The organism is Microbacterium sp. LWH12-1.2, from assembly GCF_040675825.1.
In the GTDB taxonomy this organism is placed as follows: domain Bacteria; phylum Actinomycetota; class Actinomycetes; order Actinomycetales; family Microbacteriaceae; genus Microbacterium.
The window spans coordinates 1-26,971 of the sequence record NZ_JBEGIJ010000003.1 but is presented as its reverse complement, the minus strand read 5'-3'; the positions used below and the strand labels follow the sequence as shown (position 1 = coordinate 26,971).

Genomic DNA, 26,971 nt, shown 5'->3' with positions numbered 1-26,971 from the left:
ATGACGAGTGGCGGTATGACGGTGGACACATCATCTACGACGGCACACCAATCAACGAAAACCCAATCGGTGTCGACGGCATCTTCTGCTAGGGAAAGGAAACCACTGTGAGCGACCGAACATCGGTGGCGATGGAGGACTATCAACAGTTCGAACAATCGCTCCGTGAGTACCTAGACGCGCACCCAGAAGTTGAGCGCGCCACGGCGCATGCACCTTTTAGCGCGGCATGGCACGCACGGGTACGTGTGGCGCGGCAGGGGCTGAGTAGCTACTCAGATGAGCCGACCGAAGCGATGATGTTCTACGTCATCAAGCGCCTTGAGGGTCACATCAGCCACCTCGACAAACTTCTGTTCTCAGAGTGGCGCACTGATCGCGGGCGCAAGCGGGAGATCGCTTCCTTGCATCACATGATTCGGGAGGCGGGTAAAGACCCTGACGATGCACCACTCTGGCGGCGCATTTCGGAACAGCGCAAGGAGATCAAGCGTCTCAACCGAGACAACGACATCTTGAGGGGCCAGCTCGCCCGAATGGAGGAACCGAATGTCTGATGGTCTTGCGCGGTTGATTGACCCGTGGATTCTGACCGTGACCGTGGATGGTGCCGAACGCGTGCAGACATTCCCCGCACTCGTCGACATGCTCCGCGAACGAGTCGTACCAGACGGCAACCAGAACGGAGGCGGCTCAGCAGTCAACACCCGCAACGTTCTCGACGTGAAGTCACTCGACATGCTCGAGAACATCCAGGACGTCACGCGCGCATGGTTGCAGGACTGGGGTGTCACGGTAGCCGGCGAACTCAAGCTGGACCTCCGAGGCTTCTGGGATCACCTGAACACACTCCACCGCACCGAAGGCATCGACCCGTACATGTACGAGAGACTGGCCGCATACCCCGACACATGGGCTGTGAACATCTGGGATCTCATCGAACCACCAATCCGCGTATCACTCCGGGGACTCGAATGCCCCCGGTGCGGCAAAGGGAAGATCGAGAACGAGAACGGCGATGTCGTTGACAATCTCGTCATCGTTTGGCGTGACGGGCAGGAACCAACCGCCGAATGCCAGGTGCGTGAATGTGCTGCAATCTGGGTGAGTGATACCGGTTTGGAAGACCTCGGGAATGAGGCCGGGTTGGAGATCGACATTGTTGCGCTCAGAGAAGCGAGGCTCGCACGACACGCTGAATGACATGGTTGTAATTCGCGCGCTAATGCTGTACCATTGGCGTTAGTTCAGGAGAAGACTCGAAACTCTCCGCTCAAGCCGCTCACCATTCCAGGTGAGCGGCTTTCTAGTTCCCCACCGTCCTCCGGGCCTGGTGGGGTTTTTCATACTCCCCGCAGGCTCATGGTGACCCCGTGGCGAGGCGGGTAGAGAGTGGCCGACCTGTAGGCCGCAACACTGACGCATAGGGCGTCCACAAAAACACGACAGCCCAAGAGTCGGCCGAGTAGGGGTCATTGTTCCCCTATCGCCGATCCAAGCGCGCAGACCGTCGTGTCATCAACGCTCGAGCCAGTGCGGCTGAGGCGAGCACCAGGGGCGCGTCTGGACAACGCGCGTCACCACACTTCGACGAACAGGCATAACCCGCGCGAATCAACACCGCACGGAATGTCCAACTTGTCAACAACTCAACACAGTCCGCATCTGGCTATCTGACATTGGAGCACACGGTGGCATTCACCGAGAAGCTGACAGCACGCAAGCCGAGAACCGCATCAGAACACTACGACGCATGGTTGGACGCACTGCCCGCAACGGAGCGAGAAGCAGTCGTCACAGCCCTCACCGACAGGCGTTCATGGTCGAACGTTCAACTGAAACCGATTCTTGAAGCCGACGAGGACAACGCAGCTCCCAAGTTTGGGATGACCGCGTTCCGCGTGTGGAGAAACGAGACAAGCGAATGAGCCTCGCAGCCACACTCGCAGCCAAGACGATCAACCAGGATGTTCGTAACCGCATCCTCATCCTCGATGTTGAACGAGTCGCCGGTATCACCCAGCAGGCTTGGTGGGAACGCCGAGATCTTCAGAAGCGGTACATTCACCATGAGACGGTGATCCGTGAACCGCGCACGACGATCGTGTGTGCGAAGTGGTACGACTCTGATGAGATCATCCGCCTGTCCGAGTGGGACAAGGGTGGGCGCGGTCAGTTCCTCAAGGCCGTTCACACGCTCATGTCGTCGGCTGACATCATCGTCGGCCACAACCTCGACAACGCTGACATCCCGTGGCTCGAAGGCGACCTGTACTTCCCCCGCATCGGGCACAAGCACAAACCGAACCTTCCCCCGTTGCCGCCGTTCAAGACGGTTGACACGCTGAAGGTTGCACGCCGCTTCAAATCGGGTGTCGCTTTCAAGTCACTCAACGCTCTCTGCCAGATCCTGCAAATCCCGGCTAAGACAGACGAGTACGACCGCGACCGTATGGAACGTGCATGCGGCGGCAACGTAGAAGACCAGCAGCGACTCATCGAGTACTGCGCGGGAGACGTCATCGCCACCCAAGGTCTCTACGACTGGTTCCGACCGCACATCAAGAACCACCCGGCACTGTTCGTAGACGGGCGCGACAAGCTCACCGTCTGCAACCGTTGTGGTTCAACGACGATGCCAACCTCGCGCCGTTACGTTGCCAACGTGCTCAGCTATTCGATGCTGAAGTGCACGAGCTGCGGAGGATACTCGCGGCTCAGTATCGAACCCGAACGCATGTCTGTAGTGCGCGGGGTCTGACACCACCCTTGACGGTTTAAGTGTTGGCACCAGTGGCCGTTACCAACACTTAGACCCTTAAGTGTTGGTAACGACGATTGCTACCAACACTTAGCGACCCGGAATGTAAGAAACCGGGCCGCTACTTACACTTGCTCTCCACCCGCGCGAATAGCCATAGGGCATCAGCCACACAGTAAGGCACCTGGCGCTGAGGTTTGGTGAGCATGAACCATGAGGGCCGGAACAATCACGTTCCGGACCCTCACCTATCTGACGTTGGCAAAGGGGCCGATCGTGGATGAACTCGACGCCGAAGACTACTCGGCCGCGAACTGTGACGCATGCGGAATCTCCGTGCGGGCACGCGGCATCATCTCGCTCCCATCAGGGCGTGTACTCGCCTACTGCTTCCATCACCTGAACAAGTACAGGTCTGCGGCAGAGAACATGGGCGCACTCGTTGTGACACTCGAATCCGTTCTCGAAGGACAAGCGTGATGCTTAGCGATCGTGAAATCATCCGCGACCTTGCCGTCATCCACGTGGAAGGCGAAGGTGACTGGTGCCTTGCTGTCGACTGCGACCATGCAGGAGAAGACGATGAGTAGGCGACGAGACGAGTCCGCCCGCCGATCCATGAAGACGACATGCCCGACGTGGACCGGTGGCGCAGGTATCTGCGTGTGCACCTACCACTGCACCGGATGCCGCAGGTGGGACATCGATGGCCAATGCTGTTCCTGCTGTCGAGTGGAGCGGTCATGACTGAGTGCACGGCTGAACACCTCCTCGAGAACGACACCGCACTCACGTGTCACCTTGAGGACGGACACGCAGGCCCACACAAGTCATTCGCCGTCGATGGTGACTGTTGGTGGCAACGCGACATCAAACGGAGACGCAGCGATGACTGAGAACTGCCGCGGATGGAAGATCATCGACAAGCGGAACGGTGCGCGGGTCAGCCAAGCAACCTTCTTCACTGAAGGATCGGCGGCTGGTCACATCACGTCCTGGCAGAACCGGCACGATCGCGGCGGGCGACCTGACATCACCCTCGACCTTCTGCTGAACATGGTTGTCGTCGAAGAGGACGGACAATGACTGACACGCTCAACGCCGTCGACCAAGCCATCCAACGCCACATCGGCGAAATCGGTCAAGGTGCAATCGCCGAATCCTGGATCATCATCGTCCACTCACAAACCATCGAAGCAGACGGTGTGAGCGGATACCGAATCCTCACCTCCGACACGCAACCACACCATGTAGACCGTGGACTGCTCGACGTCGGACAAGCAATCGTCGCAGCATCATGGGACGACAACCTGTACGAGAGTGACGACGATGAATGACCGGATCATGTGCCGCATGCGCTGGCCTGACATCTACGGACACCCGGGTGGACAGAAGCTCTGGAATGGCCGGCGTCGTGCAATCAGCGAAGACGGCCGCTACTGGGAAGTCAAGACCGGCCTTTTCGGACGCTGGCGCTGGCTCCCGGTGCGCGGCATGGTGACCAGCCTTCAAGAGGTGCGACGTGGATGAGCGGGTTACTCGACTCTGGGACAAAGCCGAAGCGGCAATCGACCGCAACGACACAGACCAAGCCGAAGCCTACCGAGGACTCGCCGGCCATGTCGCATGGCACCGACGCAAAGACGCACGCGAACTCGACCGCGCACTCACCTACGTCCACGAAGACGAAGAGTGACCATGCGCGTCATCAAAGGTGTCGTCATCGGACTCACCCTCAGCATCATGGCATTCATCCTCTGGCGTCCAACACTCGCATGGGCACTCACGCGCATCCCACCAGTCACACCACACGGATGGACACCCAAAATGCGCACCTACACAAACGGGGTCGAGAACATTGGGAGCTGACGACAAAGTAGCCGCCACGTTCCACCCCAACGAGTACGTGTGCCTTGGCTGTGACCTCATCTGGAACTCAGAAGCAGCAGCAGAACGATGCGACTGCGGCGACACAACAGCCACACTCTCACCCTCCAAAAACAGGGTCCGCTACGACCTCGGCTACGACTAAGAGAGACTAGAAACATGGCACTGCCATTTGACTACGTACACACCCGCAAGATCGCGCTAGCCGCACAGTACGGTTACGCGCCCAACGAGGTGCCCGAACATGGCGTGACAGACGAGTACATCGAAGTCCTCGTGCACGCATACGATCGCGAACGTAAACCATCCGATCTCGTTGAGTACCGCCACCACGACCCGTGCGTCCGCGTCCGATGGGACACTGCCGAACAAGTTGCAGCCGCAATCAAAGCACGGGACGAAGACTGGGCAGAAACGCTGGCCTCTCGCGGGATCACACACTAGATCACGAACTCCACACCCACATGAATCCCTGGCCACGCGGCTGGGGATTCCCTGCGTTAAGGACGGTCAATGATGACCAGGCAATACGCATGCCCAGGATGCGGCGAACAACTCCCATCCATCTGGGGCAGCATTGTGCACTGCGATCCCTACGAATCGATCGACGACTTCGACGACGACTAAGCAGGTACACGCATGAAGGTGTGCAACCTGCACGGATGCGGCACCTTGTTCGATGGCAAGGGTGGACGATGCCCAACGCACGCCACCCAGGCCAGACGTGCACGCATCAGCAACAAGGTCTACAACACAGCAGGACACCACGCCTTCCGTGACGCAGTACTCACACGCGATGTGGTGTGTGTCATACCTGACTGCGTGCAATGGGCAACGGTAGCCGACCACTACCCACGCACACGCATAGAACTCGTAGCTCTTGGACTCAACCCGAACGATCCCCAGTACGGCCGAGGAATCTGTGCACCATGTCACAACAAACACACCGCAGCCACCAGCCCAGGAGGCTTCAGGGCGTAGGGATGTTCGACACTCTGCTCAAGGGTAGGGGGAGGGGCCATGCAATCTGCTAAGCAAAAGGTCGCCTGGGAGGGCGAAAAAGAGTTTGGCAGGTTCAAAGTGTTCCATTTCGGCTTTTCTCGTAGCTAGTTTCGAATGTTCGACTCCATGTGATGTGGGGCAGCGTGATGCTGAGGACGGTGGTTGGTATGACTTCTGGTGGTGCTCGAGCTAGGTCTGGTCCGGCTGCTGATCCGAATGCTTTGCGTCGTGATCGTAAGGATGATAAGGCGTGGGTGAGTCTCCCGGTTTCTCCGGTTGAGGATGTCCCCGCGTTTCCCCTGATTGACGAGTCGGGGATGGAGTTGTCTCTGTGGGCCGAGCTGTGGCATAAGCCGCAGGGCCACATGTGGGCGGCTCTTGGTTTGAAGTGGCAGGTTGCGGCGTATGTGCGCGCCTTCTCTGAGTCGGTGCTTCCCGAGGCGTCTGCCGGTCTGAAGACTGCGGTTTTGCGCATGGAGGCTGAGCTTGGTTTGTCGACGGTTGGCATGGGTCAGTTGCGTTGGCAGATCGCTACGGATGAGGTTTCTGCACAGCGTGACGAGGTGAAGTCAAAACGCCAGTCGTCTCGCGAGAGGTTGAGGGTACTCGATGCCTAAGCCGATGTTTGTGACTGCGGATTGGATTGAGGCTCATTGTGTGATTCCTGATCAGGAGTCGCGTGGTGAGCCTTTCCTTCTGGGTGATGATCAGCTCCGGTTTGTTCTGTCTCATTACACGGTGAAGGACACGGCGGTTGCTGCGGGTCTTCGTGTGGCGGGTCGCATTGTGAAGGCTGCTGATGCGTTCGTGTCGCGTCGTTCTCAGCTTGTGCGTGCTCAGAAGTGGGGCAAGTCCCCTCTTGTCTCGGCGTTTGTGTGTCTTGAGGGTGTGGGTCCGGCTGTCTTTGCTGGGTTCGCGGTCGAGGGTGACGTGTATGACTGCCGCGAGCACGGCTGTGGCTGTGGCTGGGTGTACGAGTACGAGCTGGGCGAGCCTATGGGCCGTCCGTGGGCTACTCCGCTGATTCAGATCACGGCGACGACTGAGGATCAGACGGACAACACGTATGACGCTTTGCGGCCGATGATTGAGCTTGGCCCGTTGTCTGATGTGATTCCGAAGACGGGTGAGGAGTTCATCCGTCTGCCGAATGGTGGCCGTATTGATGCGGTGACGTCGAAGGGTAACTCTCGGCTCGGCCAGCGCGTGACGTTTGTGGTTCAGGATGAGACTGGTCTGTGGTTGGAGACTAACGGCGGTTGGAATCTGGCCAAGAAGCAGCGTCAGGGTCTTGCGGGTATGGGTGGCCGTGCGATTGAGACTACGAACGCGTGGAACCCGGCCGATAACTCGGTGGCTCAGCGGACGTTTGAGGCTAAGGCCAAGGATGTCAATAAGGATTTTGAGCAGCCGCCTGCTGATCTGGACTTCAAGAAGAGGGCGGATCGGGCGAAGATCTTTGCGTTCAACTATCGTGCAGCTCCTTGGGTGTCGCTGAGTGCGATCGAGGGTGAAGCTGCGGAGATGTTGGAGACGTCGCCGGCTGATGCTGAGCGCTTCTTCGGCAACCGGATCGTGTCCGGGAGCGGTTCGTGGCTCGAGATGCCGAAGTGGGAAGCCAAGAAGGCCGACCCGCCGATTCTGGTTCAGCCGCGTACTCGTGTGTGTCTTGGGTTCGATGGTTCGGATAACAACGACTTCACGGGTATTCGTCTTGAGACTTTGGATCAGCATCAGTTCACGCCGACGTATGGCGACGGGAAGCGTCCGACTCTTTGGGAGCCGGGTGACTGGAATGGTCGTATTCCGCGCGCTGAGGTGAATGCTGCGGTTCAGGAGTTGGCTACTCAGTATGAGATTGTGCGCGCGTATTGCGATGTGCATATGTGGGAGTCGGAGATTGACCGGTGGGCTGCTGATTTTGGCGAGAAGGTGTTTGTTGGTTGGCGTACTAACCGGCCTACTCAGATGTTCGCGGCTTTGGAGCGTTTTCGTACTGATGTGTACAACGTGGAGTCACCGTTTTCGCATGATGGTGATGTGACGGTTGGTCAGCATCTTCGGAATGCGATTGTGCGTTCTCGTGGCATGAATCCGCTTACTAAGGAACGTGTCTACATTTTGGGTAAGCCGGAAGAGCATCAGAAGTTTGACTATGCGATGTCGTCGGTGTTGGCGCATGAGGCCGTGATGGATGCGATTGCCGATGGGGCACTCGCCCCGGCAAGTAAGAACTACGTGTACTTCTAGGGGGCCGCATGGATGTTTCGGAAGCTAAGGCTCTCACTAACAGGATTTACACGCGCCTGAATGCCCGCCGCCCGGATGTCGAGAAGCTTGAAGGCTATTACGGCGGGAATCAGCCGTTGACGTTTGCCACGGAGGAGTGGAAGACGGCGAACGCTGCTCGCTATTCGGGCTTCTCTGACAACTGGTGCGGGACGATCGTGAACGCTGAGGCTGAGCGTCTGAAGCCGACTGGCATCACTGGTATCGCTAAGCGCGGCGCTTCGATGCTGTGGGATCAGTTGCAGATGAACGAGTTCGATGCGCAGTTCTCGCAGGGTGCGGTGACTGCGCTCACCGCCACTCGTGCGTTCGTGATCGTCTGGGCTGACGGCAAGGACGATTCGTTGGTGACGTTTGAGCACCCGTCGAATGTGGAGATTGAGTACGACTGGGAGAATCCTCGCCTGCGTAAGGCTGCGTTGAAGACGTGGGTTGACGAGTCGACTGAGTACGCGACGCTGTACACGCCTGACCAGTTGTTCAAGTGGAAGCGTGACCGTTCATCCGAGCCGAATGAGCGTGATTCTCAGGCGCAGCAGGGTCGCACGGACGTAGCTACCGATGGCGGGTGGGAAGCGCGGTTCGCCGATGACTCCGAGTGGATCATCGACAACCCGTTGGGCGTTGTCCCGGTGGTTGAGATCTCGAATCGTCCGACCTTGAAGGGTGATCCGATTTCGGAGATCCGGGGTGTCGTGCCGATGCAGGATGCGATCAACCTGCTTTGGGCTTACCTGTTCCTTGCTGCCGACTATGCGTCGATGGATGCTCGCGTGATGTTGGGCACTAGCCCGCCTATGATCCCCGTCCTGGACAAGGACGGAAAGGTTGTTGGTGAGCGACCGGTTGACATGAAGGATCTGCGGGAGAAGCGCCTGATTTTTGCATCTGGCGACAATGCGCGGATCGATTCTTGGGAGGCCGCGAAGCTCGACATCTTCACGGACACGATCGAGGTTGCGGTTGGGCACATCGCTGCTCAGACTCGCACGCCGCCTCACTACCTTGTGTCGAACAAGGGTCTTTCGAACTTGTCGGGTGATGCTCTGGTGGCCGCTGAGATTGGGCTTGTCCAGAAGGCTGGCGAGTTTGTGACGTTCACTGATCCGCAGTTGCGTGAGGTTGCGCGGCTGGTTGCTCTTGTGAAGGGTGACGAGAAGTTGGCGCAGCAGACGCGACTTGCTCAGATCAGTTGGAAGGATCTCGAGAAGCGGTCTGAGTCGCAGTTGGCGGATGCGCTGTTGAAGAAGTCTCAGATGGGTTACCCGTTTGAGTATCTGCTTGAGGAGGCTGGCAAGTCTCCTTCCGAGGTGCGCCGGATCATGAAGATGCGCAAGGCCGAGATGGATGAGGCGCTTGCTGCCGGCGTGCAGGAGGCCGTTCAGGGGGCGATGACTGATGTCGATTCTGAGCTTGATGGCGTTGGAGCACCTGCGGCGGCGTGATGAGTTGTCTGGGAGGGTCGCGCGACGTGCGGCCCTCCTGTGGCGTTCGGTCGGTTCGCAGAACATTGATGCGGGCTGGGATCGGATTGCACCGGAGCTTGAGCGTGTTGTTGCGGCTGGTCAGTTTCGGGCCGCTGCGATGGCCCCACGGTATACGTCGGCCGCTTTGGTCGAGCAGGGCGCGTCTGTGTCGTCGGGCCTCATTGTCACGTCGGCTTTCACTGGTGTGACTCTTGACGGTCTTGGTGTTGCCCCGGAACTGTATGCGGCGGTGACTACGACGAAGCGTCTGATTTCGCGTGGTGTTGGCGTTGGCAGGGCGTTCCAGGTTGGTACGTCGCTGATGTCGGTGCTCGCATCCCAGCTGGTGCGCGACGCGGGGAACATGGCTGACAAGGTGTCGTCGGTTTCGCGTGGCACTGTTCAGATGGCTCGAGTGTTGTCGCCTGGTGCGTGTTCGCGGTGTGCGATTTTGGCCGGCGTTGGCAACTTCACTAGGCATTTCGAACGCCATCCGGGCTGTAAGTGCACGACGATCCCGGTTCGCAACGGCGAGAAGGCTCCTGAGGGTATTCACTCGTCGGCTGGTGAGTATTTCAACTCGCTGTCGAAGGCTGAGCAGGATCGGATCTTCACGAAGTCTGGTGCGGAGTCGATTCGTCTGGGCGCGTCTGAGTCTTCGGTGGTCAATGCGCGTGCTGGGATGTTCCGCACGCAGCAGCCGGGTTCTCTCGTAGCTCGAGCGACACCACGAACCCTCATCGGCCCGGACGGCAAACCGTTCACGGCATACACGACGACCGTCAACCGCATGAAGGTTGGTTCGCCGTACCGCGTTGATGGTTCCCGTCGAACTTCTCAGGTGCGACTCATGCCCGAGACGATCATGCAGCTCGCCGATGGCGATCCGGCTAAGGCCAAGGTGCTTCTGCGCCAGTTCGGCTACCTGCCCTAATTTTCCCGCGTGAAGCGGTGAATCACCCCGTTTGGGGTGCCAAGTGAGCGTCCGCGATGGGCGCTTTTTCTGTATCCCAACAAGGAGTGATTCCAATGACTGATGCCGTTGAGACGACGGATGACGTGGCGACCGATGATGTTGAAACGGATGACTCCGTAGGGGTTGATTCCGAGGAAGCCGATCAGGTTGCCGATCCCGCTGCTGGCCTCAAGAAGGCTCTTGATGCTGAGCGGAAGCTACACAAGGAGGCCGCTAAGCGTGCGGCTGCACTTGAGCAGCAGCTTGCCGATAAGGACAAGCCTGCTGACGAGCTGGCGATTGAGACTGCGCGGCGTGAGGCTCGCGAAGAAGTTCAGAAGTCCGCGAATGAGCGTATTGCCCGTCTTGAAGTGAAGGCGGCGCTGGCTGGCAAGGTTTCGAACCCTGCACTGGCGCTGCGTCTCATTGACACCTCAGCGATTGAGGTTGATGCAGATGGGGAAGTTGATGCCGACGCTATCGATGCCGCTATTGCGACTCTGCTCGCTGACGCCCCGGAGCTTGCCGTGAAGGCGGCGCGTTTCCAGGGTGGCGCCGATCAGGGCACCAAGGGCAAGGCGTCTGCTCCCGCACAGCTCAGCAAGTCCGATCTTTCCAACATGACCCCTGAGCAGATCGTTGCCGCCTCTGAGGCGGGACAGCTTACAAGCCTGCTCAAGGGTACGTAAACCTCTAAGGAGCCGAAATGGCTGTAACTAATTTCATTCCCGAACTGTGGACTGCGAAGATCCTCGTTGCGCTTCGCAAGAAGGCCGTTGCTGGCCAGCTTGTGAACCGCGACTATGAGGGTGAGATTCGCCGCGCTGGTGACACCGTCAACATCACGTCGATCAATGACGTGACGATCGGCAACTACACCGCCCACACGGACATCACGTTCGAAGACATCGATGACGCGACTCGTGCGCTGCTCATCGATCAGAGCAAGTACTTTGCTTTCGAGCTTGATGACATCGAGCGTGCACAGGCCGTCAATGGTGGCGCTGTGATGAACCAGGCGCTCGACAATGCGACCTACCAGCTTCGTGACGTGGCTGACCAGTTCCTGCTTGCGGCGATGAACGCTGCGATTCAGGGCACGGGCAACGACCTTGGCACCGTCTCGATCCACACGACCGCGAAGAACCTGTATGACACGTTCGTTGACCTTGCGGTGACGCTTGATGTCGACAACGTGCCCGAGGAGGGTCGCTTTGCGATCGTTTCGCCGGCTCTGCACGGGCGTCTGCTGAAGCTCGACACGTTCATCACCCCTGGTGACCAGGCTGCTCCCGCGGCCCGTCAGAACGGCTACATCGGGTCGATCGCTGGCCTCGAGCTGTACAAGTCGAACAACCTGCCTGCTGTCACTGATGTGGCCGCAACTGGTGGTATCGCGATTGCTGGTCACAGCATGGCCACCACGTTCGCTGAGCAGATCACTTCCGTTGAGGCCGTGCGTCTTGAGAAGCGGTTCGCTGATGGCCTCAAGGGTCTTCACGTGTACGGCGCGAAGGTTGTCCGTCCGACTGCTCTTGCGGTCGTTGAGTTCGACGCTACGGCGTAACCGATCTGAGGGGGTGACCGGATGACTGCTTTCGCTACTGTCGCCGATCTTGAGGCGCTGTTGAAGACCACTTATGTGGGTGACGACATCACTCAGGTTGAGGCGCTGCTGGATGCAGCATCCGGTCATCTCCGGTTTGTGATCGGTCAGGACGTGTACCCGGTGACGACTAGTACGTATGTCGGGTATCCGTCGTTTGGTCGTGAGGATTTGCCTCAGTGGCCGGTGGTGTCGGTTGATGCGGTGGAGCGGGACAGTGTTGCTGTCGATTTCACGTATCGGCCGGGGTTCATTCTTGTGCGTGGTGATGACCCGGTGGATGTGACGTTCACGTGGGGTGTTGCGGCTGCACCGGAGGAGTTGAAGCGACTGACTCTGGTTCTGGCGGCTCAGGCGTTGCAGATGTTTGAGACGACTGGTGCTCTGTCTGCTGGTGGGTTGTCGTCGCTTGCGATTGATGATTTCCGTGCGGCGTTTGCTGATGGTGGTGGTGAGACGGGGATCTCGTTGACGCCTCATGCGGAGAAGTCGATTCGTCGGGCGTTTGGTCGCGGCGATGTGGTGATTTCGGAGGCGTACACGTGAGCTTGCTGAATCGTGCGCTTGATGCGGGGCGTCGGCTTGCGGATGCGCGGATGACTGAGACGGTCGAGGCGGGCGTGTTCACTGATGGTGTCGCGCCCGATGGTTCGCCTACTCGGGTGCTGGTCGACGAGCGGTACACGGGTAAGGCGCGCGTGAAGTACGAGTCGCTTGCCGTGTCCGAGAGTGACAACACGTCTCAGCTTGTCGCAACGCAGACCCCGTTTGCGAGCATCCCCACAGGTTCGGCTCGACTCTTTGAGGGGGACGAGCTGCACGTGACCGCATCGACGGCTGACGGGCTACTCGTGGGCCGCAAGTACACCGTGGCGGGTTCTGCTCAGGCCGGTCAGACAACGGCGCACAGATACCCACTGAAGGAGCTGTCGTGAGTGATGACTTCTCGGAGCTTCTTCAACTGTCTGCGGATCTGACCCACGCACCAGCGATTGTGAACCGGAACGTTCTGAAGGCGCTGCAGTTCACGTCGATGGAGATCAAAAAGGATTGGCGCGAGGGTGCAGAGATTTCGGGTGGTTACCCAGAAACGTACCCCGAGTCGATTGACTTCGACATCAACTTCCCCGGCGGTGCGATCGAGTCGGAGATTGGCCCGACGCTGGGTAAGACGCCCGGTTCGTCGGCTGGCTTCCTTGATGAACCGCTTTCTGCGGGTGGTGTTGATGGTCCCGTGCATCACGCGGGTCGCGATGCTCTCGAGGCGAATGAGGCCGACTTCTACCGCGGCCTTGAGATTGCCGTGTTCGATGCGACTGCTGAGGCGGTGGAGAAGTGACGCTCGCTGATCATTACACCGCATTCAAGGCTCGGCTGGATGGTGGAATCCTGGCAGGCAAGGTGCACGACGGGGTTCGCCCCAAAACGGCATTGCCGGTTCGTGACAACTACGCGGTGATAAAGCCGAAGACTCCGAAGCGTGATGATAACCGGTACACGGGGCTGAATTCCGTGGCGTCAAAGTCGCTGTTCAGGTTCGATGTGCGCTATGTCGGAACGTCACTCGCGTCTGTTCTGCAATGGCAGCAGGCGGCGCAGGAGCGTCTTATCCCTGATGGTGGCATTCGGCTGGTTGTCACTGGTCGCAAGTGTGATCCGATTCGTCTGGTTGATCCAGTCGAAGAGGGTGATTATTCGTATGACAAGACGACCGAGTTGTTCTATGTTGACGATACTTTCGAGTTCATTTCCAGGAGGGCCGCATGACTGAGTTTGTGCGAGTGAGGTGCGCCCGTCTGGGTGATCCGCTTCATGAGTTTGATATTCCCGTGGTGACGTTGAATCGTCACGCTGACCATTACAAGGTCATTGATTCTGAGCCGGTTGCGAAACAGCGACCGGCTTCTCACATTCCCGGCACAGTGTCGGAGAAACGGCCTCATGCGAAGCGTGGGTCCGTCAAGAACGGCGAGGACAATACCGCCCCCTCCGAGGGGCTTATCCCTGAGGAGGAAAGCTAATGGCTAAAGAGACTGTGAGTGAGGGCTTCGGATACGAAGACATGGGTACGGTGCTTTGGGTGCCGACGATTGCGAACCCGAGCGCCCCAACGCTGGCTGAGCTGACCGCGGGCACACCGATCACGTATGACCTGTATGGCGCGTCGGGTTACAGCCTGGCGGTCACGGAGACTCCCCGGAATATCACCCGGTACACGCTTGCGCAGCAGTTGTCGGCTGAGGGCACGATTGCATACGCGCTGACTCTGCTGTACGTGTTCAACCGTGAGACTCCGACTGATGCGGAGACCACGATTGGCGTTCGCGGCACGTCTGGTTACATCGTCCATTTCCTGGGCTATGAGAACGGTTGGACTCGAGCTGCGGGAGATGTCATCACTGACCTTGTTCCGGTGCGCACGACTCGTTCGCACGTTGTTCCGGCGACGGCGAACACTGAGGCGCACAAGATGACTTCTCCGTCGATTACGGGCGAAGTTCTGCACGAGATCGCGATCGTAGCGGCGTAACAAGTTCCGGGGGCGGGGCACCTCACCGCCCTGTCCCCGGTTTCCTTTTGGTGAGGGATGGTGAGGAAGTTGTGAGCATTGATCTTGATGCGCTGATCGCTGAGGCCGTGGCCCTAGTTGAGGACGCTGAACCGGAGCTTGTGCCAGTCGTGTTGGGTCGCAGCCGGGTGGGTGTTCGGTTTGTGCCAATGATGGGGTCGGCTTGGCGTGATCTGGTTCTGAAGCATCCGCCGCGCACGGATGTTATGCAGGATGTGAATCTTGGCTACAACGTGGACGCGGTGGTTGCCGCATACCCGAACGTTGCTCTTGTCGATGGCGATGATGTTGATGACATGATCCGCGAGGATGCGGAGGGTAAGCCGTTCTCTAAGTGGCCTACCGTTTGGGGTGCCCTGACGTCGACGGGCCGCAAGGAAGTCGCTACCGAGATCTGGGCGGCGCATGAGCTGTTGCCTGAGAAGGTGGTGGAGGCGGCGGGAAAAGCCTCAGCGGGCTTGCGGAAGAAGAAGCGCAGCTAGCCCGTGAGCTTGGTGTCACTGTTCGTGAGCTGGGTGGGTGGACGCCGAAGACTGTGACTGTGGGGCCGGATGGCGAACTGCTGTCCGTGTCTGTCACTCAGTCTCGGTTCACCCGCGGCGAGGTGGCGCTACTTCTTGCGTCCCGGCGCAAGGATTCCGAACCGCGCAGTTCGACCGGGTTGTTGCTTTCTGAGGCGACCGACCCGAAGAATGTTGGGCGCTTCAAGGTGCCCGAGCCAATCACCGATCTCGCGGCAATGGCAATACATCAAGCGCAGGAAGCTCGCCGTAAGAAGCTGGGCGATGCTGCGGGCATGGAATATCTGCTGTGGCGCGTGGAGAAGAAGCCTAAGCCTTCTCGAAGATCAGGGTGAATGTGGCTTTGGGGTCGCCCGCTTGGTGGGCGACCTTGTAGCCGCGTTCCTTGGCCCCGAGTATCACTGTCTCGTATTTCATGGACCGCAAGTGTCCAGAGAACGTGACGTCAGTCGCGCCGTTGAACAGTTTGTCGAGCGCTTCACCTGAGTTCTTTTCGGCTTTGTTCTGGTCGCTGTCGACTTTGAACACTCCGAGGAATACGACCGCGACAAAGACTGCGATGCCTATCAGGCCGAACAGTATCAGCGCTATCAACATGCCGTCATTATAGCGGCCCGTCCGAAGTTGTGGGGGTGGCCGCGTGCGCGTTGTCAAAACTCGGTTGACCGTTGAGGTTTCGGACTACGAGAAGGGGATGCTTGCTGCGGCTCGCGCTACCCAGACCGTTGGGTCTGAGGCCGAGAAGCTGGGTCAGAAGAAGCAAGCATTTGAGCAGTTGGGGCGCGGCCTTGTTGTAACGGGTGCCGCCCTCACTGCTGTCACCGCGTTGTCCGTGAAGGCGGCGATGGGGTGGGAGTCCGCTTGGGCTGGCGTCACGAAGACCGTTGAGGGTACACCCGAGCAGTTGGCTCGTGTTGAGGAGGGGCTTCGGGGTCTTACTTCGGTACTGCCGGCGTCTCACGATGAGATTGCGGCTGTTGCTGAGGCTGCGGGTCAGCTTGGTATTGAGACCCCGAATGTTGTGGCGTTCACCCGGACGATGATTGACCTGGGTGAGACGACGAACCTCTCGGCGAGTGACGCGGCTACGGCTATTGCCCGGTTCACGAACATCATGGGCACGTCGCAGGATCAGGTGTCGAATCTGGGTTCTGCGATCGTCGGCCTGGGTAACAACTACGCAACCACTGAGTCCGAGATCCTTGAGATGTCGATGCGTCTCGCTGGTGCTGGTAACCAGATTGGCCTCTCCGAGGGCGACGTTCTGGGCCTTGCAACCGCTCTGTCTTCGGTTGGTATTGAAGCGGAGGCTGGCGGTTCGGCCATGTCGAAGGTCATGATCGACATTGCTTCTTCTGTGGATGCGGGCGGCGACCGTCTTGAGATGTTCGCGAAGGTGGCGGGCGTTTCGGCCGACAGCTTCTCTCAGAAGTGGAAGTCGGACCCGGCTGCTGCGCTGTCCCTGTTCGTGAAGGGGCTGTCTAACGCGGAGGCTCAGGGGTCTTCGACGATCGGCGTTCTGACCGAGCTGGGTATCACTGAGGTGCGGATGCGTGACGCACTGTTGCGTTCTTCTGCCGCTGCCGACGACTTCTCAAAGGCGATGGCTGATGGCAACGCTGCATTCGATGAGAACAACGCTCTGACGCTTGAGGCGGCTAAGCGGTACGAAACCGTGGAGTCGAAGATCGCGATTGCTGGCAACGCGGTGCGGGATGCGGCGATCGACTTCGGTCAGGTGTTCCTTCCTGCTGTTGGCGCTGCTTCGGATGCGGTGACTGAGTTTGCCGGGTTCATGGGCGATCTTCCCGACCCGGTGCAGGGGATCATTGGAATCCTCGCGACCGTAGCTGGTGCGATTGCTCTCACTGGCGGTGCGGCTCTTCTGGCGGTCCCGAAGATCGCAGAGTTCAAGATCGCGTTGCAGACTCTCAACATTTCTATGCAGAAGGTTGGCTGGGTCGGTGGCGGTGCGATCCTCGCGCTGACCGCGATGGTTACCGCGATTGGCGCTGTGGCTTCAGCCCAGGCGGAAGCTCGCGCCAGGGCTGAGGCGTATGCGGACACGCTCGAGGAGGGCACGCATCGAGTCACTGAGGCGACCCGTGAACTCATTGCTACGCGCATCACCGACAAGGAAGACTTCCTCAACCTTGCGGGCTACGCGTCGATGGCGGAATCTGCTGACAAGCTCGGTATCTCTCTGGGTGTTGTGCGGAAGGCAATCGAGGGAGACGCGAACGCCCTCGAGGAACTGGACGCGAAGACTCAGAAGGCTATCGACGCCTACAACTTCTTCGACAATGCCAGCATCTCTGCGCACTCGTCGGCACAGTCGCTTCGCCAGGAGGTAGAGAAGGAGACTGGCGCTCTTGGTCAGGCCGCACAGCTCGCTCGCGAGAAGGCCGAGGCCACTCGTGATAGTGGGGATGCGGCTGAATCCGCGGCTGAGGCGTATCAGGATGAGGCCGACTCGGTCAATGAACTGCACGACGAGCTGTCATCACTGATTGACACGATCAATGAGGCGAACGGTGTCGCGCAGGATGCGATCTCTGCGAACGCCGGGTATCAGTCCGCGCTTGCTGGCATCTCGGACGAGGTTCAGCGACAGAGGAACGCCTACGAGGAAGCCAACGGAACCCTTGAGGGCTTCAGCATCTCGCTGGACAGGAACACGGAATCCGGTTCCGCCAATGAGGACATGCTGTCAGGTGTTGCCAGTGCGGCCCAGGATGCTGCTGCTGCTCAGTTCGAGCAGGACAAGGCAACGATGTCATCCAAGGATGCGGCAGACAAGTACTACGCGACGTTGCAGAGTCAACGTGAGGCGTTCATCGAGTCTGCTACTGCGGCCGGGTTCAACCGTGAAGAGGTTGTGAAGCTGGCGGATGAAGTCTTCAATTTGCCTGACGCGAAGACGATGAAGATCATCGCCGAAACGGACACCGCTGAGGAGAAGCTGCGGCTACTGAAGCAGCGTCTTGACGCGATCCCCGACAACACCTATAAGCGGGTGACGTTGGAGTCGTTCACGGTTGGCAACAAGGACGTCTCTATTGCTCAGGCAAATGGCGGGATGTACTCGAATGGCGTGAAGGCGTTTGCGAACTCGGGATTTGAGCCGGGGATCTACTCGCACACGCCGGGTGGCATTCACAAGTTCGCTGAGGAGTACGGCGAGGCTTACATCTCTATGGACCCGGCACGTAGGCAACGGTCTGTGGGCGTATGGATGAAGTCGGGTCAGGAGCTTGGAATGTTCTCGGGGTCTGCGAAGTCTGCGGAACCCGTAAGCGTTTCGCTTGCTGGGGCCGTGTTCACGTTGATGGTTGATGGCAATCCGGTTCGTGCGATTGTTCAGGAGCAGATTGTTGCTCACGACAATTCCGCCAATGCGTGGTCGAAGTATGGTGCACGGTCCTGACGGGAGAAGCATATGGCTTTTGGTGCTTTCCGTCAGGACCGGTACTACCCGGATTTGTTTTCGCCGGGGCGTGACGCGATTCCGGCTGGTGATCAGTTGTATGAGGTTCAGGATCTCGTTGAAGCCGAACCGCTTCTGTATGCCTTCGATGCTGTCGCTTATGCGATCGGTTACGTGACGATCATTCCTTACAACGCGGAGGCTATCTGATGGCGATTACGTTGCTGACGAATGTGACCGCTGCACCGTTTGTTGAGGTGTTGATTGATGATCTGATTCCTGAGGCTGCAACGCTGACGGTTTATCGCCTTGCGGCTGGCCGCGAGTTTCAGATGCGTGGTGCGGTTCGTGCGGCCACGGCAGGTGCGTTTACTCGGATCGACTTTGAGATTCCTTTCAACATCCTGGTGACGTATCGTGCCGAGTTGTTTGATGAGGCGGGTAATTCACTTGGGTTCACGGACTCGGCATCAGTGACGATCATCTGTGCGGATACGTGGATGCATAACCCGTTGAATCCGGCTGGTGGGGTGAAGGTGCAACTGGGTGGTGATTCTGCCGCGGTGATCCGTCGCCCGACTCCTGGTGTCGTGTCCAGGCCGCTGGGCCGTCGAGTTGGCGTGGTTCTGTCGGAGCCGCGTCATGGCGTCGTCGGTTTGAAGTTGGATGTTCGCACTGTTGATGACGAGGGCGCAGATGCCATTCAGGCAATGTGTGGCGATCTGAGTATGCCGCCAGTGGTGTGCATCCGGCTGGGGTCGACGCATCAGAAGATGCGCGTACCACAGCCGTTGTTCCTGTCGGTGCTTGACGTGGCCGAGGTTGACATCAATCACCAGTGGGGCGGCGGGGAGATTTCACACCAAGTTGACGGGGATGAAGTAGATCCCCCCGCGCCCGGTCTGTTCATCCCCCTGTTGACGAGGGCGGATATAAACGCTTTCTTCGCTACTCGAGCGGCCGTAAATGCTGGTGGGCTTACCCGCCTTGACATCAATCGTAGGTACGACCTCGCGGGCACTGCGGGATAAGAGGGGGCCACATGAGGCAGCACAGCGAGGCTCTTGAGGATGTGCTGACTGGTTCGTTTGAGCGCGAGCTGACGGTGAATGTGTTCAATGGTCCCGATCGGATGCTTGAGGGCATCCGGTTTGAGTCGTGGCAGTCGGATTCGGATCTTGGCCGGCGCGTGTGTTCGTCGGGGTCTGGTGCCGTGGTTCATGCGCCAGTAGACGGTTCGTCTCTTGTTCCCGTGGGTACGGAAGGGTTCCTGTCCCCGTTCCGCGCACGCGTCGAGCCGGTTATGACGATACGGGCGGGCGGGTTTTCTGAGTCCGTTTCATTGGGCATGTTCCGGGTCACGTCGGTCCCTTATGCGTCCGATTCGGTAGCGGCCGTTCAGGGCCGCGAGGTTGTGGTGGCTTCTCGCGTTGGGCTGAAGTTTGATTCCCTGGAAGCCGACATTGACCGTTGGGGGTTTCAGTTCCCAGAACAGTCAGCGGCGGGCGCTTCGGCGTTTGATGAGATCCGCCGGCTGACCGGTATGCCGGTTGAGCAATCCGTTGCGGATGTGCCGTTGCCGTCTCTTAAGGTTTGGGAAGCGAAGCAGGGTGGCCGCTTGGATGCGGTGCTTGAGCTTGGGCGCGTCCTGGGTGGTTCGGCTGTGGTGAACAGTCGCGGCGCGTGGGTGATCATCTCGGATGTCGTAGGTGAGCCTGTTGCGACGCTGCGACTGGGGACGTCGGGGACTGTGCTTGATGTGGCAGACGAGATCGACACGGACACGGTTTACAACGAGGTGGTCGGGTCATTTGAGGATGAGGCTGGCCAGCCGTTCTATTCGGTGGCCCGCGTGACTACGGGGCCGCTTCGTGTTGATGGGCCTTATGGGGCGAACACTCGCTACTACTCGTCTGATCTCGTGACGACGCAGGGCCAGGGAGACACGGCGGTTCAGTCTGTTCTGGATCAGTCGATTGGTTCTCAGCAGTATGACGTACAGATTCAGTGCCACGTCAACCCGCTTGTTGAGGTGGGTGACGTGGTGGCGTTGGATGGCTGGAAGCGTCCACTGGTTGGCCAGCTTCGCAAGGTCGCCCTCTCGGGTGGCGCGTACATGAACGTGACGATGCGGGTTTCTCGGGAGCTGTCATGAGCAACGCTGAGACAGTTGCCCGACAGTTGGCGGCACGTGGGTCGGTGCGTTCGGAGACGGCGATCTTCGTCCGCATGGAGGGCCGGTTTGCGGTCGTCAACATTGGGACTTCAACGGTGACGATTCCGTGTGTCGGTTTCTACCCGCCTGCTGTGGGTATGGCGGTGCGCGTTGACTGGGTGAACGGTTCGCCTGCCGTCTCGGGGCCAGTGACACCCCTGAGTCCTTTGGGCACAATCACGGGCACAGGTTCACCCAAGGCGACCGTTTTGGTGGATGGCGTTGAGTACATGTTGTACTACCGCGATGGGTACACGCCCGTCGTTGGTGACCCGGTGGAAGTCAACTGGGCAACAGGTGTCATTCAGGGCAAGGTCACCGGGACTGATGCACCGGTCCCGCCCGGGACTGGCGGGGTCGGTTCGGGTCCATTTCAGGTGACGGTGCGGGCTACCAACAGTGGCCGTTACGAGTCTTCATGGTGGGGCAACGACCCCTGGGCTTCTGCTCACAACGACGGCATCTGGGTGTATGGCGACACGGTTCGCGATGCGGTCGGGTCGGGGACGGTGACGGGCATCCAGATATATCTGCCGCTGGTGCAGCAGGTTGGCTCGGCGTCCATTGGTGTGCATCCGCATTGGGCCATTCCGGGCGGTCCCCCTTCTATCTCTTCCTTGATCGATCTCCCGCAGGGTAGCCGTGCCGGGTGGGTTTGGCTTCCGGTTGGGTTTGGAACCTATGTCGCGGCTGGCGGTCGCGGTATTGGGGTTGCGGATGGCGGTTACAACATCTGGCGCGGTACGGCCGGGGATGCGCTCTCCGGTGCCCTCCTGATCAGCGGTACGCGCTGAACCATTCCTATTTCTTGAACGCTCGCCTAAAGGGTGGGCGTTTTGTGTTTCTAAGGGGGCCGCATGGCTGTTGATTCTTATGATGCTACGACCGGGAGGCCCATCTTTCTGGATACGGGCGCGCCTGATACCGGTGTGGACCCGACCGCTGCTGGCATTTATGCCGCCGATGTGGGTAACCGTATTGTGCGGGCGAACCTGGCGGGTCTAGATGCGTACCCGTATGAGCGTGCGGGGCTTGCTGGCCACGCCTTGGACACCGACACGGATTATGTGCATGACGGTTCGGGCTGGCTTCGCATTCAGCGGGTACATGCGTTTTCTGCTGGGTCGGCTGCGATTGCCGCGTCGGGGATTACGACGGTGCCGCTTCCCGCGGGCAGGTTCTCTGTGCCTCCTGTCATCGTGGCGACGGTTATTGGTCACCCGAATGTGTGCGTTGTCCACTATGGGTCTCGGACAACGACGGGCTTCGATGTTCGGGTTTACACGCTTGGTGGCGGTCAGGTCGCGGCGGACATTCACTGGACGGCCGTGCAAATGCTGTCCGGTGCGGCGGCGGGATAGGGGTAACCGGCATGAGCTACCTAATTCCGGGGCCGTATACCGGCACGTCTTCTCGCGACGCGCACCTTCGCCGCAATCCGCCGTCGAGTGAGCCGGGGACGGATTACTACATGCCGACTGGGACGCCTCTGGGTGCACCAACGTATTGCCGGGTTGTTGACATTGGCGGCAACGTCGATTGGGCGACCGGGCGGTACATCACCCTTGACGATGGCACCCGTTGGATTCGCTACCTGCACAACTCGCGCATCGTCGCGTCGATTGGTCAGCAACTGGACCCCGGCGAAGTCTTTGCCATTTCGGGCGCGTCCGGTTACGGCTCCGAGTTCTTCGGTGAGCCGTACCGCAATGACGCTTTCTGGTCGAACACGGGCGGCGATCACGTACATGTGACCGCATTCCGTGGGCGCGGCTACACATTCGGATCGTCCGGGACGGTCGATTTCCATGCACTGACTGGCGGCACTGCTGCTGGTGGTTTCGCGTCTGAGGAGGACGACATGACACCTGAACAGGATCGGCGGCTCGAGGCCGTATACCAGGCGCTTTTTGGCCCGGCGAACGTCCCGGCCAACACGACGGGAAAGATCACGTGGGCTAAGCCGTATGGCGAGAAGCCTGGCGAGGCGTTCTACGGCCTTCTCGATGTCGCGATCTACTCGCAGCAGCTTTCTTCCCAGGTCGCGGGAGTCCTTGCCGCGTTGCAGGCCGCGGTTGCGCAGCTTTCCGCGGGGTCTGGTGTCGCTCTTGACATGAAGGCGATCGAGGATGCGGCCGAGCGGGGCGCGAGGGATGCCCTTGATGGCCTGACGCTCACCGCAAACACTGACGGCTGATGCCTCCGGAGGCGTGGGGCGCGTTGGGTGTCCTGGGTGGTGCTGTCATGACCGCGATAGTGGCGTGGGCGAATAGCAACCGTACATCGAAGGCTGATGCTGGCACGTTGGCGTTGTCGATGGTGACCCGGTTGGATGCGCGGGTTGAGGTTTTGGAGCGTGAACGGAATGCGTACCGGTCTTGGTCGCATGTTCTGTGGGCGCACATTTATGACGAGCAGGTGCCTCGTCTTCCTGGTCCTACTTGGCCGGAAGATTTGGCGCGTTGAAGGAGAAGCAAATGAGCAAGTACGCAAGCAAGGGTTTCTGGGTTGACGCGTTCGATCGGGCAGTGTCCACGGTCGCACAGGCGGCGGCGGCTGTTCTCACCGCGAACGTGACGGGCCTCCTGGATGTTGATTGGCCACAGATCGCATCCGTGGCTGGACTCGCTGGCCTGGTTTCTGTTCTCACTTCGGTCGCATTCCGAGGCAAGACTGATGAGCCTGCTGTTGAAGAGGTGCCGTACAGCGACATCAAGGATGCAGTCCTGTTCGCACACGCACAGCTCGGCCCGGATGAGCAGAACGCGGACATTCAGGCGGCAATCTCCCGCACCCATTGACACCAACAACATGAGAGGCGGGAGACGCGATGGCTAATCGTCTTGTTGCTGTAGATGACGCGGACTACCGCCTGCCGGAACCCGTGATCAACGCGCTCACTACCACGCTCGGAGGAACCTTCGTTGCGAGCATCATTATGGTCGGCGCGGGGATCGATACAACCGGAGTCGCAGACTCAACTACTGCCATCCAAAACCTGCTCAACGCCGCGCCATCTGGATCTACCGTCCACTTCCCGGCTGGTCACTACAAACTGACGGATGCCCTAGTGGCCAGTAAGCCTCTCACGATCACCGGATTCGGTGCCCGCATCACCCAGAGCGTGGGCGGAAAAGCGGGTCTCGAGATTACATCGAGTGATGTCACAGTGCGCGGCATCCGGTTCACGGGTGCACAGTTTGCGTCGCTTGTCTCTGGCGAAAGGGCGATCTACCCACACGGAAGCACGTCAGCGGCCCCAATCGAGAACGTCACAATCGAGCAGTGCGTGTTTGACACGTGGGGGCAGGGGGCACTGTGGGCACAGTACTGCGATGACATCCAGGTCACACGGTGTGTGGCATATGACATTCGGTACGCCGGCTTGATGTTCTTGTCCTGCACGGATGGGAAGGTCACGAAGAACAAGATCTCAAACGTGACCGCGACCCCGAACGCATACGGAATTGCGGTCAGCCATCTTGAAGTTGGGACACTGGCGGATAACCCCCGATCTACGGATTTCGTGATCGAGGGAAACGCGATCGATGGCGTACCGTTCTGGGAGGGCATTGACACCCACTCGGGTGAGCGCATCACTATCGCCAACAACACTGTGCGTAACGCGATGATTGGTATCGCTGCGGTCGGCTCCGGGTGGGGCGGCAACAAGTACGGCCCCCATGATGTGCAGATCGTGAGCAACACGATTACCCACCCGTCCACATCAGGATCGGGCGGCAGCGGAATCCTTTTCGCTGGCGAGAACACGTCGACGGGCGTTTCGGCCGACGCCGCGACCGGATCGATTATCGGGAACACTGTTCGCGGCATGGGGGTGGACACATTCGGGCTGGGTGGCATCCGGTTCAATGACACCGTGGGGTTGGTCGTCACGGGCAATACGATCGTGGAACCGACCCGCGAGGGCATTTCGATCTATCACGACAACCGCGGATTTGTTGTCACGGGTAACACGATCGTTGACCCGTGGACAAGCACGGCAGGACGCGCCGTTGGCGTTTTCGTCCAGTCGTCACACAATTACGGTGTCGTCATCGGAAACCATGTGCGGCGCGAGTCGAAGACTGCGACCAACGTTCTCAACTATGGCGTCGAGGTCACGAACGTCACCCCGAACACGATCACGATGCTGGGTAACGACTGGTCTGCTGGGGTTGACGGGACGATTCTGGATTCCGGCAACATCACCGCCGTTTCTTTTGACGCGTCACTGGTCACGGTGGGCAAGACTGGGGAGAAGGTGGGATTCTGGGGCGTCACCCCCGTGGTTCGCCCGACCGCTTACACGCAGACCTATTCAACGGCAAGCAAGACCCACGCGGCGTACACCGCTAATGACAAGTCTGCCGCCTTCACGGCAACCCCTGCGGCACTGGGGGACGCGGCCACGCTTGCCGACTTGAACGCCTTGCGTGTTGCAGTGGAGAATCTGCGACTTCACCACGAGTCGACAGCGAAAGTTGTGAACTCGGTCGTCGACGACCTACAGGCTACTGGTCTTGTCCAGTGACTCTTGAAACGCCCCCACCCGGGTTTCGGGTGGGGGCGTTTCTGCGTTGGGCGTGCGCGCAGAGATCACCCAGGCCGCGACGAGCAGCACCCACATCAGGCGGTTGTCGTTCACGTCGCCAGAGACCAACGAGTTCAGGAGAGTGAACACGAACAGAACCAGAAACGTCGCAGACTGCGCCGTACCGGAAACCTTCACGTACCGAGTGATTGCCATGCTCGCCAAAATGATGAAGGTGAGGCCCGCAGCCCAACCCGCCTCAAGCGTGATTTCAATGATGCTGTTGTGTGGGTAGGTTGCGGTAGTCGCAGTCGCGCCATCCCCGGCGAAAGCTTTGCCGAAGTAGCCCCACCCGCCACCAAGGGGGAGATTTGTCGCATGGGACACTGCAACGTCCCAGAAAGTTCCCCTCGCGCCAGCCGACGTATCCGTCTCCCCCTCAAGGAACGTCACAATGCGGGTTATCCCACCCGCGCCCCCCTGAGCGGCCAGGAGTACACCCCCAGTCGCCACCCCGGCCAACAACGTAATGGACCGGAGCCGGCGACGCCCAAAGGCGGGCGTTACCAGAAGTGCCACCGCCACGCCCGCGGCCGCAGCAATCGCGGGTCCACGCGAACCCGTGTTGAGCGCTGTGATGATCATGAACCCCGCTAGCACAAAAAGGCCGATACGGGTGGCTAGATTCCGATTTCCGATCATCGAGTAGAGAGCAACGGCGATGACCCCGGCAAGGATCATTCGCGAGGTGGCGATTGTGTTCGTTCCCGGGAGCATGACTACTGCACTCCACTCCGCGGGGCGCGCAGGCGACACGAAAACAAGGATGGCGACCACTGCGCCGATGGCACCGAGGGTGATCAGAAATGCGTTGCGTCGTCGCGGGGTGTCAAGCAGAAAGACTGCTGCGCACATGCCAAGCAGCGTGAGGGTGTAAAAGTAAGACGATTTGCTTTCGCCATACCCGGTTGACATGAGCGCCACGCCCGGAAGGGTGGACACGGCGAGCAACACCGGAACACCAATCGCTTTGGGGATGAAGCTTGATCGCAATGCGGTAGCCATCGAAACCAACGCCAGCAGGATGGCCAACGCAAAGGTGAGATCGAGTGGGAGCCACGCGAGCAACGGGTGTGACTTCAGCGACCCCGCGTTTACGAAAAGACCAAGCGCGACGGGGCCGATAACGCTCGAGCGGCTGTCCGATGTTGCGCTCGAGTTAGTCACGGGCGGCTAGTGCTCCGAGAAGAACCGACGCGGCTAGTGAGACCGCTGCACCAGATAAGCCAATGATGATCGTGAAGTCGTCACGTCCGAACACGGCGTGGAGCGCGAAGAAAGCGACCGAGACTGCCGCCACCCCGGCCCATTGGTTCATACCGCTCCGCATGTTCATAGCATACAGGGCGCATATCTCCGTGTCGGTGGCCTGGCGCACGCTAGATCACATGACTCCCGCCACGCTTCTCGCGTTCGAACGAGACAACCCCGGACACGCGACCACCAAATGGTTACGGATCCGCGATCAGCTCGGACTCACCGAAACGCGCTACTACCTCCTGTTGACCCGTGCTGCATCATCTGAGGCCGGAATAGCAGCAGACCCGGTGACCGCACGACTGGTACGCGATAGGGCTGCACGGAGGCGTGTGGAGCGTGAGAAGCGCATGTCCTCCACTCCCCCGGGCGGCTAGTTTTGACCGTGGGATACACCTGGGGATACACCTAGATGTCGTATT

Annotated in this window: 35 protein-coding genes; 33 read left to right on the top strand and 2 right to left on the bottom strand. The window is 59.3% G+C overall.

The genetic code is table 11. The features are described from left to right. The first annotated feature begins 107 nt into the window (after positions 1–107). From MRBLWH12_RS18665 to MRBLWH12_RS18555, 23 genes are all read left to right on the top strand, one after another. Positions 108–557 carry a hypothetical protein gene (locus MRBLWH12_RS18665; RefSeq protein ID WP_363551449.1) on the top strand — a complete coding sequence of 150 codons (450 nt, stop codon included), beginning with the start codon at positions 108–110 and terminating at the stop codon, positions 555–557. After that, on the top strand, positions 550–1,203 hold the full coding sequence (locus MRBLWH12_RS18660) for a hypothetical protein (RefSeq protein WP_363551448.1): 654 nt from the start codon (positions 550–552) through the stop codon (positions 1,201–1,203). The genes MRBLWH12_RS18665 and MRBLWH12_RS18660 overlap by 8 nt, the downstream gene beginning before the upstream one ends. A gap of 488 nt (positions 1,204–1,691) precedes the next feature. Then, positions 1,692–1,928, top strand: coding sequence for a hypothetical protein (locus tag MRBLWH12_RS18655; protein WP_363551446.1), 237 nt, complete (start codon positions 1,692–1,694; stop codon positions 1,926–1,928). Next, positions 1,925–2,761, top strand: coding sequence for a hypothetical protein (locus MRBLWH12_RS18650; RefSeq protein WP_363551444.1), 837 nt, complete (start codon positions 1,925–1,927; stop codon positions 2,759–2,761). The genes MRBLWH12_RS18655 and MRBLWH12_RS18650 overlap by 4 nt, the downstream gene beginning before the upstream one ends. A gap of 213 nt (positions 2,762–2,974) precedes the next feature. Continuing rightward, positions 2,975–3,241, top strand: coding sequence for a DUF7455 domain-containing protein (locus tag MRBLWH12_RS18645; RefSeq protein ID WP_363551442.1), 267 nt, complete (start codon positions 2,975–2,977; stop codon positions 3,239–3,241). Between the two features lie 408 nt (positions 3,242–3,649). Beyond that, the gene (locus MRBLWH12_RS18640; protein WP_363551441.1) at positions 3,650–3,847 is read left to right on the top strand and encodes a hypothetical protein; all 198 of its coding nucleotides are present in this window, start codon (positions 3,650–3,652) and stop codon (positions 3,845–3,847) included. Next, positions 3,844–4,098, top strand: a complete 255-nt coding sequence (locus tag MRBLWH12_RS18635) for a hypothetical protein (protein WP_363551439.1) — start codon at positions 3,844–3,846, stop codon at positions 4,096–4,098. Before MRBLWH12_RS18640 ends, MRBLWH12_RS18635 begins: the two co-directional genes overlap by 4 nt. Positions 4,099–4,114: 16 nt before the next feature. Next, a complete protein-coding gene (locus MRBLWH12_RS18630; RefSeq protein WP_363551438.1) occupies positions 4,115–4,291 on the top strand; it encodes a hypothetical protein in 177 nt (58 codons plus the stop codon). Beyond that, positions 4,284–4,457, top strand: coding sequence for a hypothetical protein (locus MRBLWH12_RS18625; protein ID WP_363551437.1), 174 nt, complete (start codon positions 4,284–4,286; stop codon positions 4,455–4,457). The genes MRBLWH12_RS18630 and MRBLWH12_RS18625 overlap by 8 nt, the downstream gene beginning before the upstream one ends. 350 nt (positions 4,458–4,807) lie before the next feature. Then, a complete protein-coding gene (locus MRBLWH12_RS18620) occupies positions 4,808–5,092 on the top strand; it encodes a hypothetical protein (protein ID WP_363551435.1) in 285 nt (94 codons plus the stop codon). Between the two features lie 875 nt (positions 5,093–5,967). Next, the gene (locus MRBLWH12_RS18615) at positions 5,968–6,267 is read left to right on the top strand and encodes a hypothetical protein (protein ID WP_363551433.1); all 300 of its coding nucleotides are present in this window, start codon (positions 5,968–5,970) and stop codon (positions 6,265–6,267) included. A 40-nt stretch (positions 6,268–6,307) separates the two neighbouring features. Continuing rightward, entirely contained in the window at positions 6,308–7,900 is a 1,593-nt protein-coding gene (locus tag MRBLWH12_RS18610) for a hypothetical protein (protein ID WP_363551431.1), read from the top strand. A gap of 8 nt (positions 7,901–7,908) precedes the next feature. Beyond that, positions 7,909–9,384 (top strand): phage portal protein, encoded by a 1,476-nt coding sequence (locus MRBLWH12_RS18605; RefSeq protein ID WP_363551429.1) that lies wholly within the window; start codon positions 7,909–7,911, stop codon positions 9,382–9,384. Then, on the top strand, positions 9,356–10,339 hold the full coding sequence (locus MRBLWH12_RS18600) for a hypothetical protein (protein WP_363551428.1): 984 nt from the start codon (positions 9,356–9,358) through the stop codon (positions 10,337–10,339). Before MRBLWH12_RS18605 ends, MRBLWH12_RS18600 begins: the two co-directional genes overlap by 29 nt. 95 nt (positions 10,340–10,434) lie before the next feature. After that, complete coding sequence (locus MRBLWH12_RS18595; protein WP_363551427.1) at positions 10,435–11,049, top strand: hypothetical protein; 615 nt, start codon at positions 10,435–10,437, stop codon at positions 11,047–11,049. 17 nt (positions 11,050–11,066) lie between these two features. Continuing rightward, a complete protein-coding gene (locus MRBLWH12_RS18590; RefSeq protein ID WP_363551426.1) occupies positions 11,067–11,927 on the top strand; it encodes a hypothetical protein in 861 nt (286 codons plus the stop codon). A 21-nt stretch (positions 11,928–11,948) separates the two neighbouring features. Next, entirely contained in the window at positions 11,949–12,512 is a 564-nt protein-coding gene (locus tag MRBLWH12_RS18585; protein WP_363551425.1) for a hypothetical protein, read from the top strand. Continuing rightward, complete coding sequence (locus MRBLWH12_RS18580; RefSeq protein WP_363551424.1) at positions 12,509–12,901, top strand: DUF6093 family protein; 393 nt, start codon at positions 12,509–12,511, stop codon at positions 12,899–12,901. Before MRBLWH12_RS18585 ends, MRBLWH12_RS18580 begins: the two co-directional genes overlap by 4 nt. Further along, a complete protein-coding gene (locus MRBLWH12_RS18575) occupies positions 12,898–13,305 on the top strand; it encodes a hypothetical protein (RefSeq protein WP_363551423.1) in 408 nt (135 codons plus the stop codon). Before MRBLWH12_RS18580 ends, MRBLWH12_RS18575 begins: the two co-directional genes overlap by 4 nt. After that, positions 13,302–13,733: a hypothetical protein gene (locus MRBLWH12_RS18570; protein ID WP_363551422.1), complete on the top strand. Its 432-nt coding sequence runs from the start codon at positions 13,302–13,304 to the stop codon at positions 13,731–13,733. Before MRBLWH12_RS18575 ends, MRBLWH12_RS18570 begins: the two co-directional genes overlap by 4 nt. 253 nt (positions 13,734–13,986) lie before the next feature. Beyond that, entirely contained in the window at positions 13,987–14,496 is a 510-nt protein-coding gene (locus tag MRBLWH12_RS18565; RefSeq protein ID WP_363551421.1) for a hypothetical protein, read from the top strand. 71 nt (positions 14,497–14,567) lie between these two features. Next, entirely contained in the window at positions 14,568–15,017 is a 450-nt protein-coding gene (locus MRBLWH12_RS18560) for a hypothetical protein (RefSeq protein WP_363551420.1), read from the top strand. A 59-nt stretch (positions 15,018–15,076) separates the two neighbouring features. Further along, a complete protein-coding gene (locus tag MRBLWH12_RS18555) occupies positions 15,077–15,391 on the top strand; it encodes a hypothetical protein (protein WP_363551419.1) in 315 nt (104 codons plus the stop codon). Here the strand turns inward: MRBLWH12_RS18555 and MRBLWH12_RS18550 are convergent. Continuing rightward, on the bottom strand, positions 15,366–15,653 hold the full coding sequence (locus MRBLWH12_RS18550) for a hypothetical protein (protein WP_363551418.1): 288 nt from the start codon (positions 15,651–15,653) through the stop codon (positions 15,366–15,368). The genes MRBLWH12_RS18555 and MRBLWH12_RS18550 overlap by 26 nt on opposite strands. A gap of 43 nt (positions 15,654–15,696) precedes the next feature. Between MRBLWH12_RS18550 and MRBLWH12_RS18545 the strand changes: the two genes are divergently transcribed. The 9 genes from MRBLWH12_RS18545 (at position 15,697) to MRBLWH12_RS18505 (ending at position 25,232) form a co-directional block, all read left to right on the top strand. After that, positions 15,697–18,483: a phage tail tape measure protein gene (locus MRBLWH12_RS18545; protein WP_363551417.1), complete on the top strand. Its 2,787-nt coding sequence runs from the start codon at positions 15,697–15,699 to the stop codon at positions 18,481–18,483. Between the two features lie 12 nt (positions 18,484–18,495). After that, positions 18,496–18,693: a hypothetical protein gene (locus MRBLWH12_RS18540; RefSeq protein WP_363551416.1), complete on the top strand. Its 198-nt coding sequence runs from the start codon at positions 18,496–18,498 to the stop codon at positions 18,691–18,693. Further along, on the top strand, positions 18,693–19,514 hold the full coding sequence (locus MRBLWH12_RS18535) for a hypothetical protein (RefSeq protein ID WP_363551415.1): 822 nt from the start codon (positions 18,693–18,695) through the stop codon (positions 19,512–19,514). The genes MRBLWH12_RS18540 and MRBLWH12_RS18535 overlap by 1 nt, the downstream gene beginning before the upstream one ends. 11 nt (positions 19,515–19,525) lie before the next feature. Then, a complete protein-coding gene (locus MRBLWH12_RS18530) occupies positions 19,526–20,638 on the top strand; it encodes a hypothetical protein (RefSeq protein ID WP_363551414.1) in 1,113 nt (370 codons plus the stop codon). Then, positions 20,635–21,492, top strand: coding sequence for a hypothetical protein (locus MRBLWH12_RS18525; RefSeq protein WP_363551412.1), 858 nt, complete (start codon positions 20,635–20,637; stop codon positions 21,490–21,492). Before MRBLWH12_RS18530 ends, MRBLWH12_RS18525 begins: the two co-directional genes overlap by 4 nt. A 63-nt stretch (positions 21,493–21,555) precedes the next feature. Next, positions 21,556–22,059 (top strand): hypothetical protein, encoded by a 504-nt coding sequence (locus MRBLWH12_RS18520; RefSeq protein ID WP_363551259.1) that lies wholly within the window; start codon positions 21,556–21,558, stop codon positions 22,057–22,059. An 11-nt stretch (positions 22,060–22,070) separates the two neighbouring features. Continuing rightward, positions 22,071–22,895 (top strand): M23 family metallopeptidase, encoded by an 825-nt coding sequence (locus tag MRBLWH12_RS18515; protein WP_363551258.1) that lies wholly within the window; start codon positions 22,071–22,073, stop codon positions 22,893–22,895. Between the two features lie 280 nt (positions 22,896–23,175). Beyond that, the gene (locus MRBLWH12_RS18510; protein ID WP_363551256.1) at positions 23,176–23,499 is read left to right on the top strand and encodes a holin; all 324 of its coding nucleotides are present in this window, start codon (positions 23,176–23,178) and stop codon (positions 23,497–23,499) included. A 29-nt stretch (positions 23,500–23,528) separates the two neighbouring features. Then, positions 23,529–25,232, top strand: coding sequence for a right-handed parallel beta-helix repeat-containing protein (locus MRBLWH12_RS18505; RefSeq protein ID WP_363551254.1), 1,704 nt, complete (start codon positions 23,529–23,531; stop codon positions 25,230–25,232). On the opposite strand, the gene MRBLWH12_RS18500 is transcribed toward MRBLWH12_RS18505, so the two are convergent. Continuing rightward, on the bottom strand, positions 25,206–26,459 hold the full coding sequence (locus MRBLWH12_RS18500; protein WP_363551252.1) for an O-antigen ligase family protein: 1,254 nt from the start codon (positions 26,457–26,459) through the stop codon (positions 25,206–25,208). The two genes, MRBLWH12_RS18505 and MRBLWH12_RS18500, sit on opposite strands and share 27 nt — an antisense overlap. 62 nt (positions 26,460–26,521) lie before the next feature. Between MRBLWH12_RS18500 and MRBLWH12_RS18495 the strand changes: the two genes are divergently transcribed. Beyond that, on the top strand, positions 26,522–26,926 hold the full coding sequence (locus tag MRBLWH12_RS18495; protein ID WP_363551250.1) for a DUF3263 domain-containing protein: 405 nt from the start codon (positions 26,522–26,524) through the stop codon (positions 26,924–26,926). The last annotated feature ends 45 nt before the right edge of the window (positions 26,927–26,971 follow it).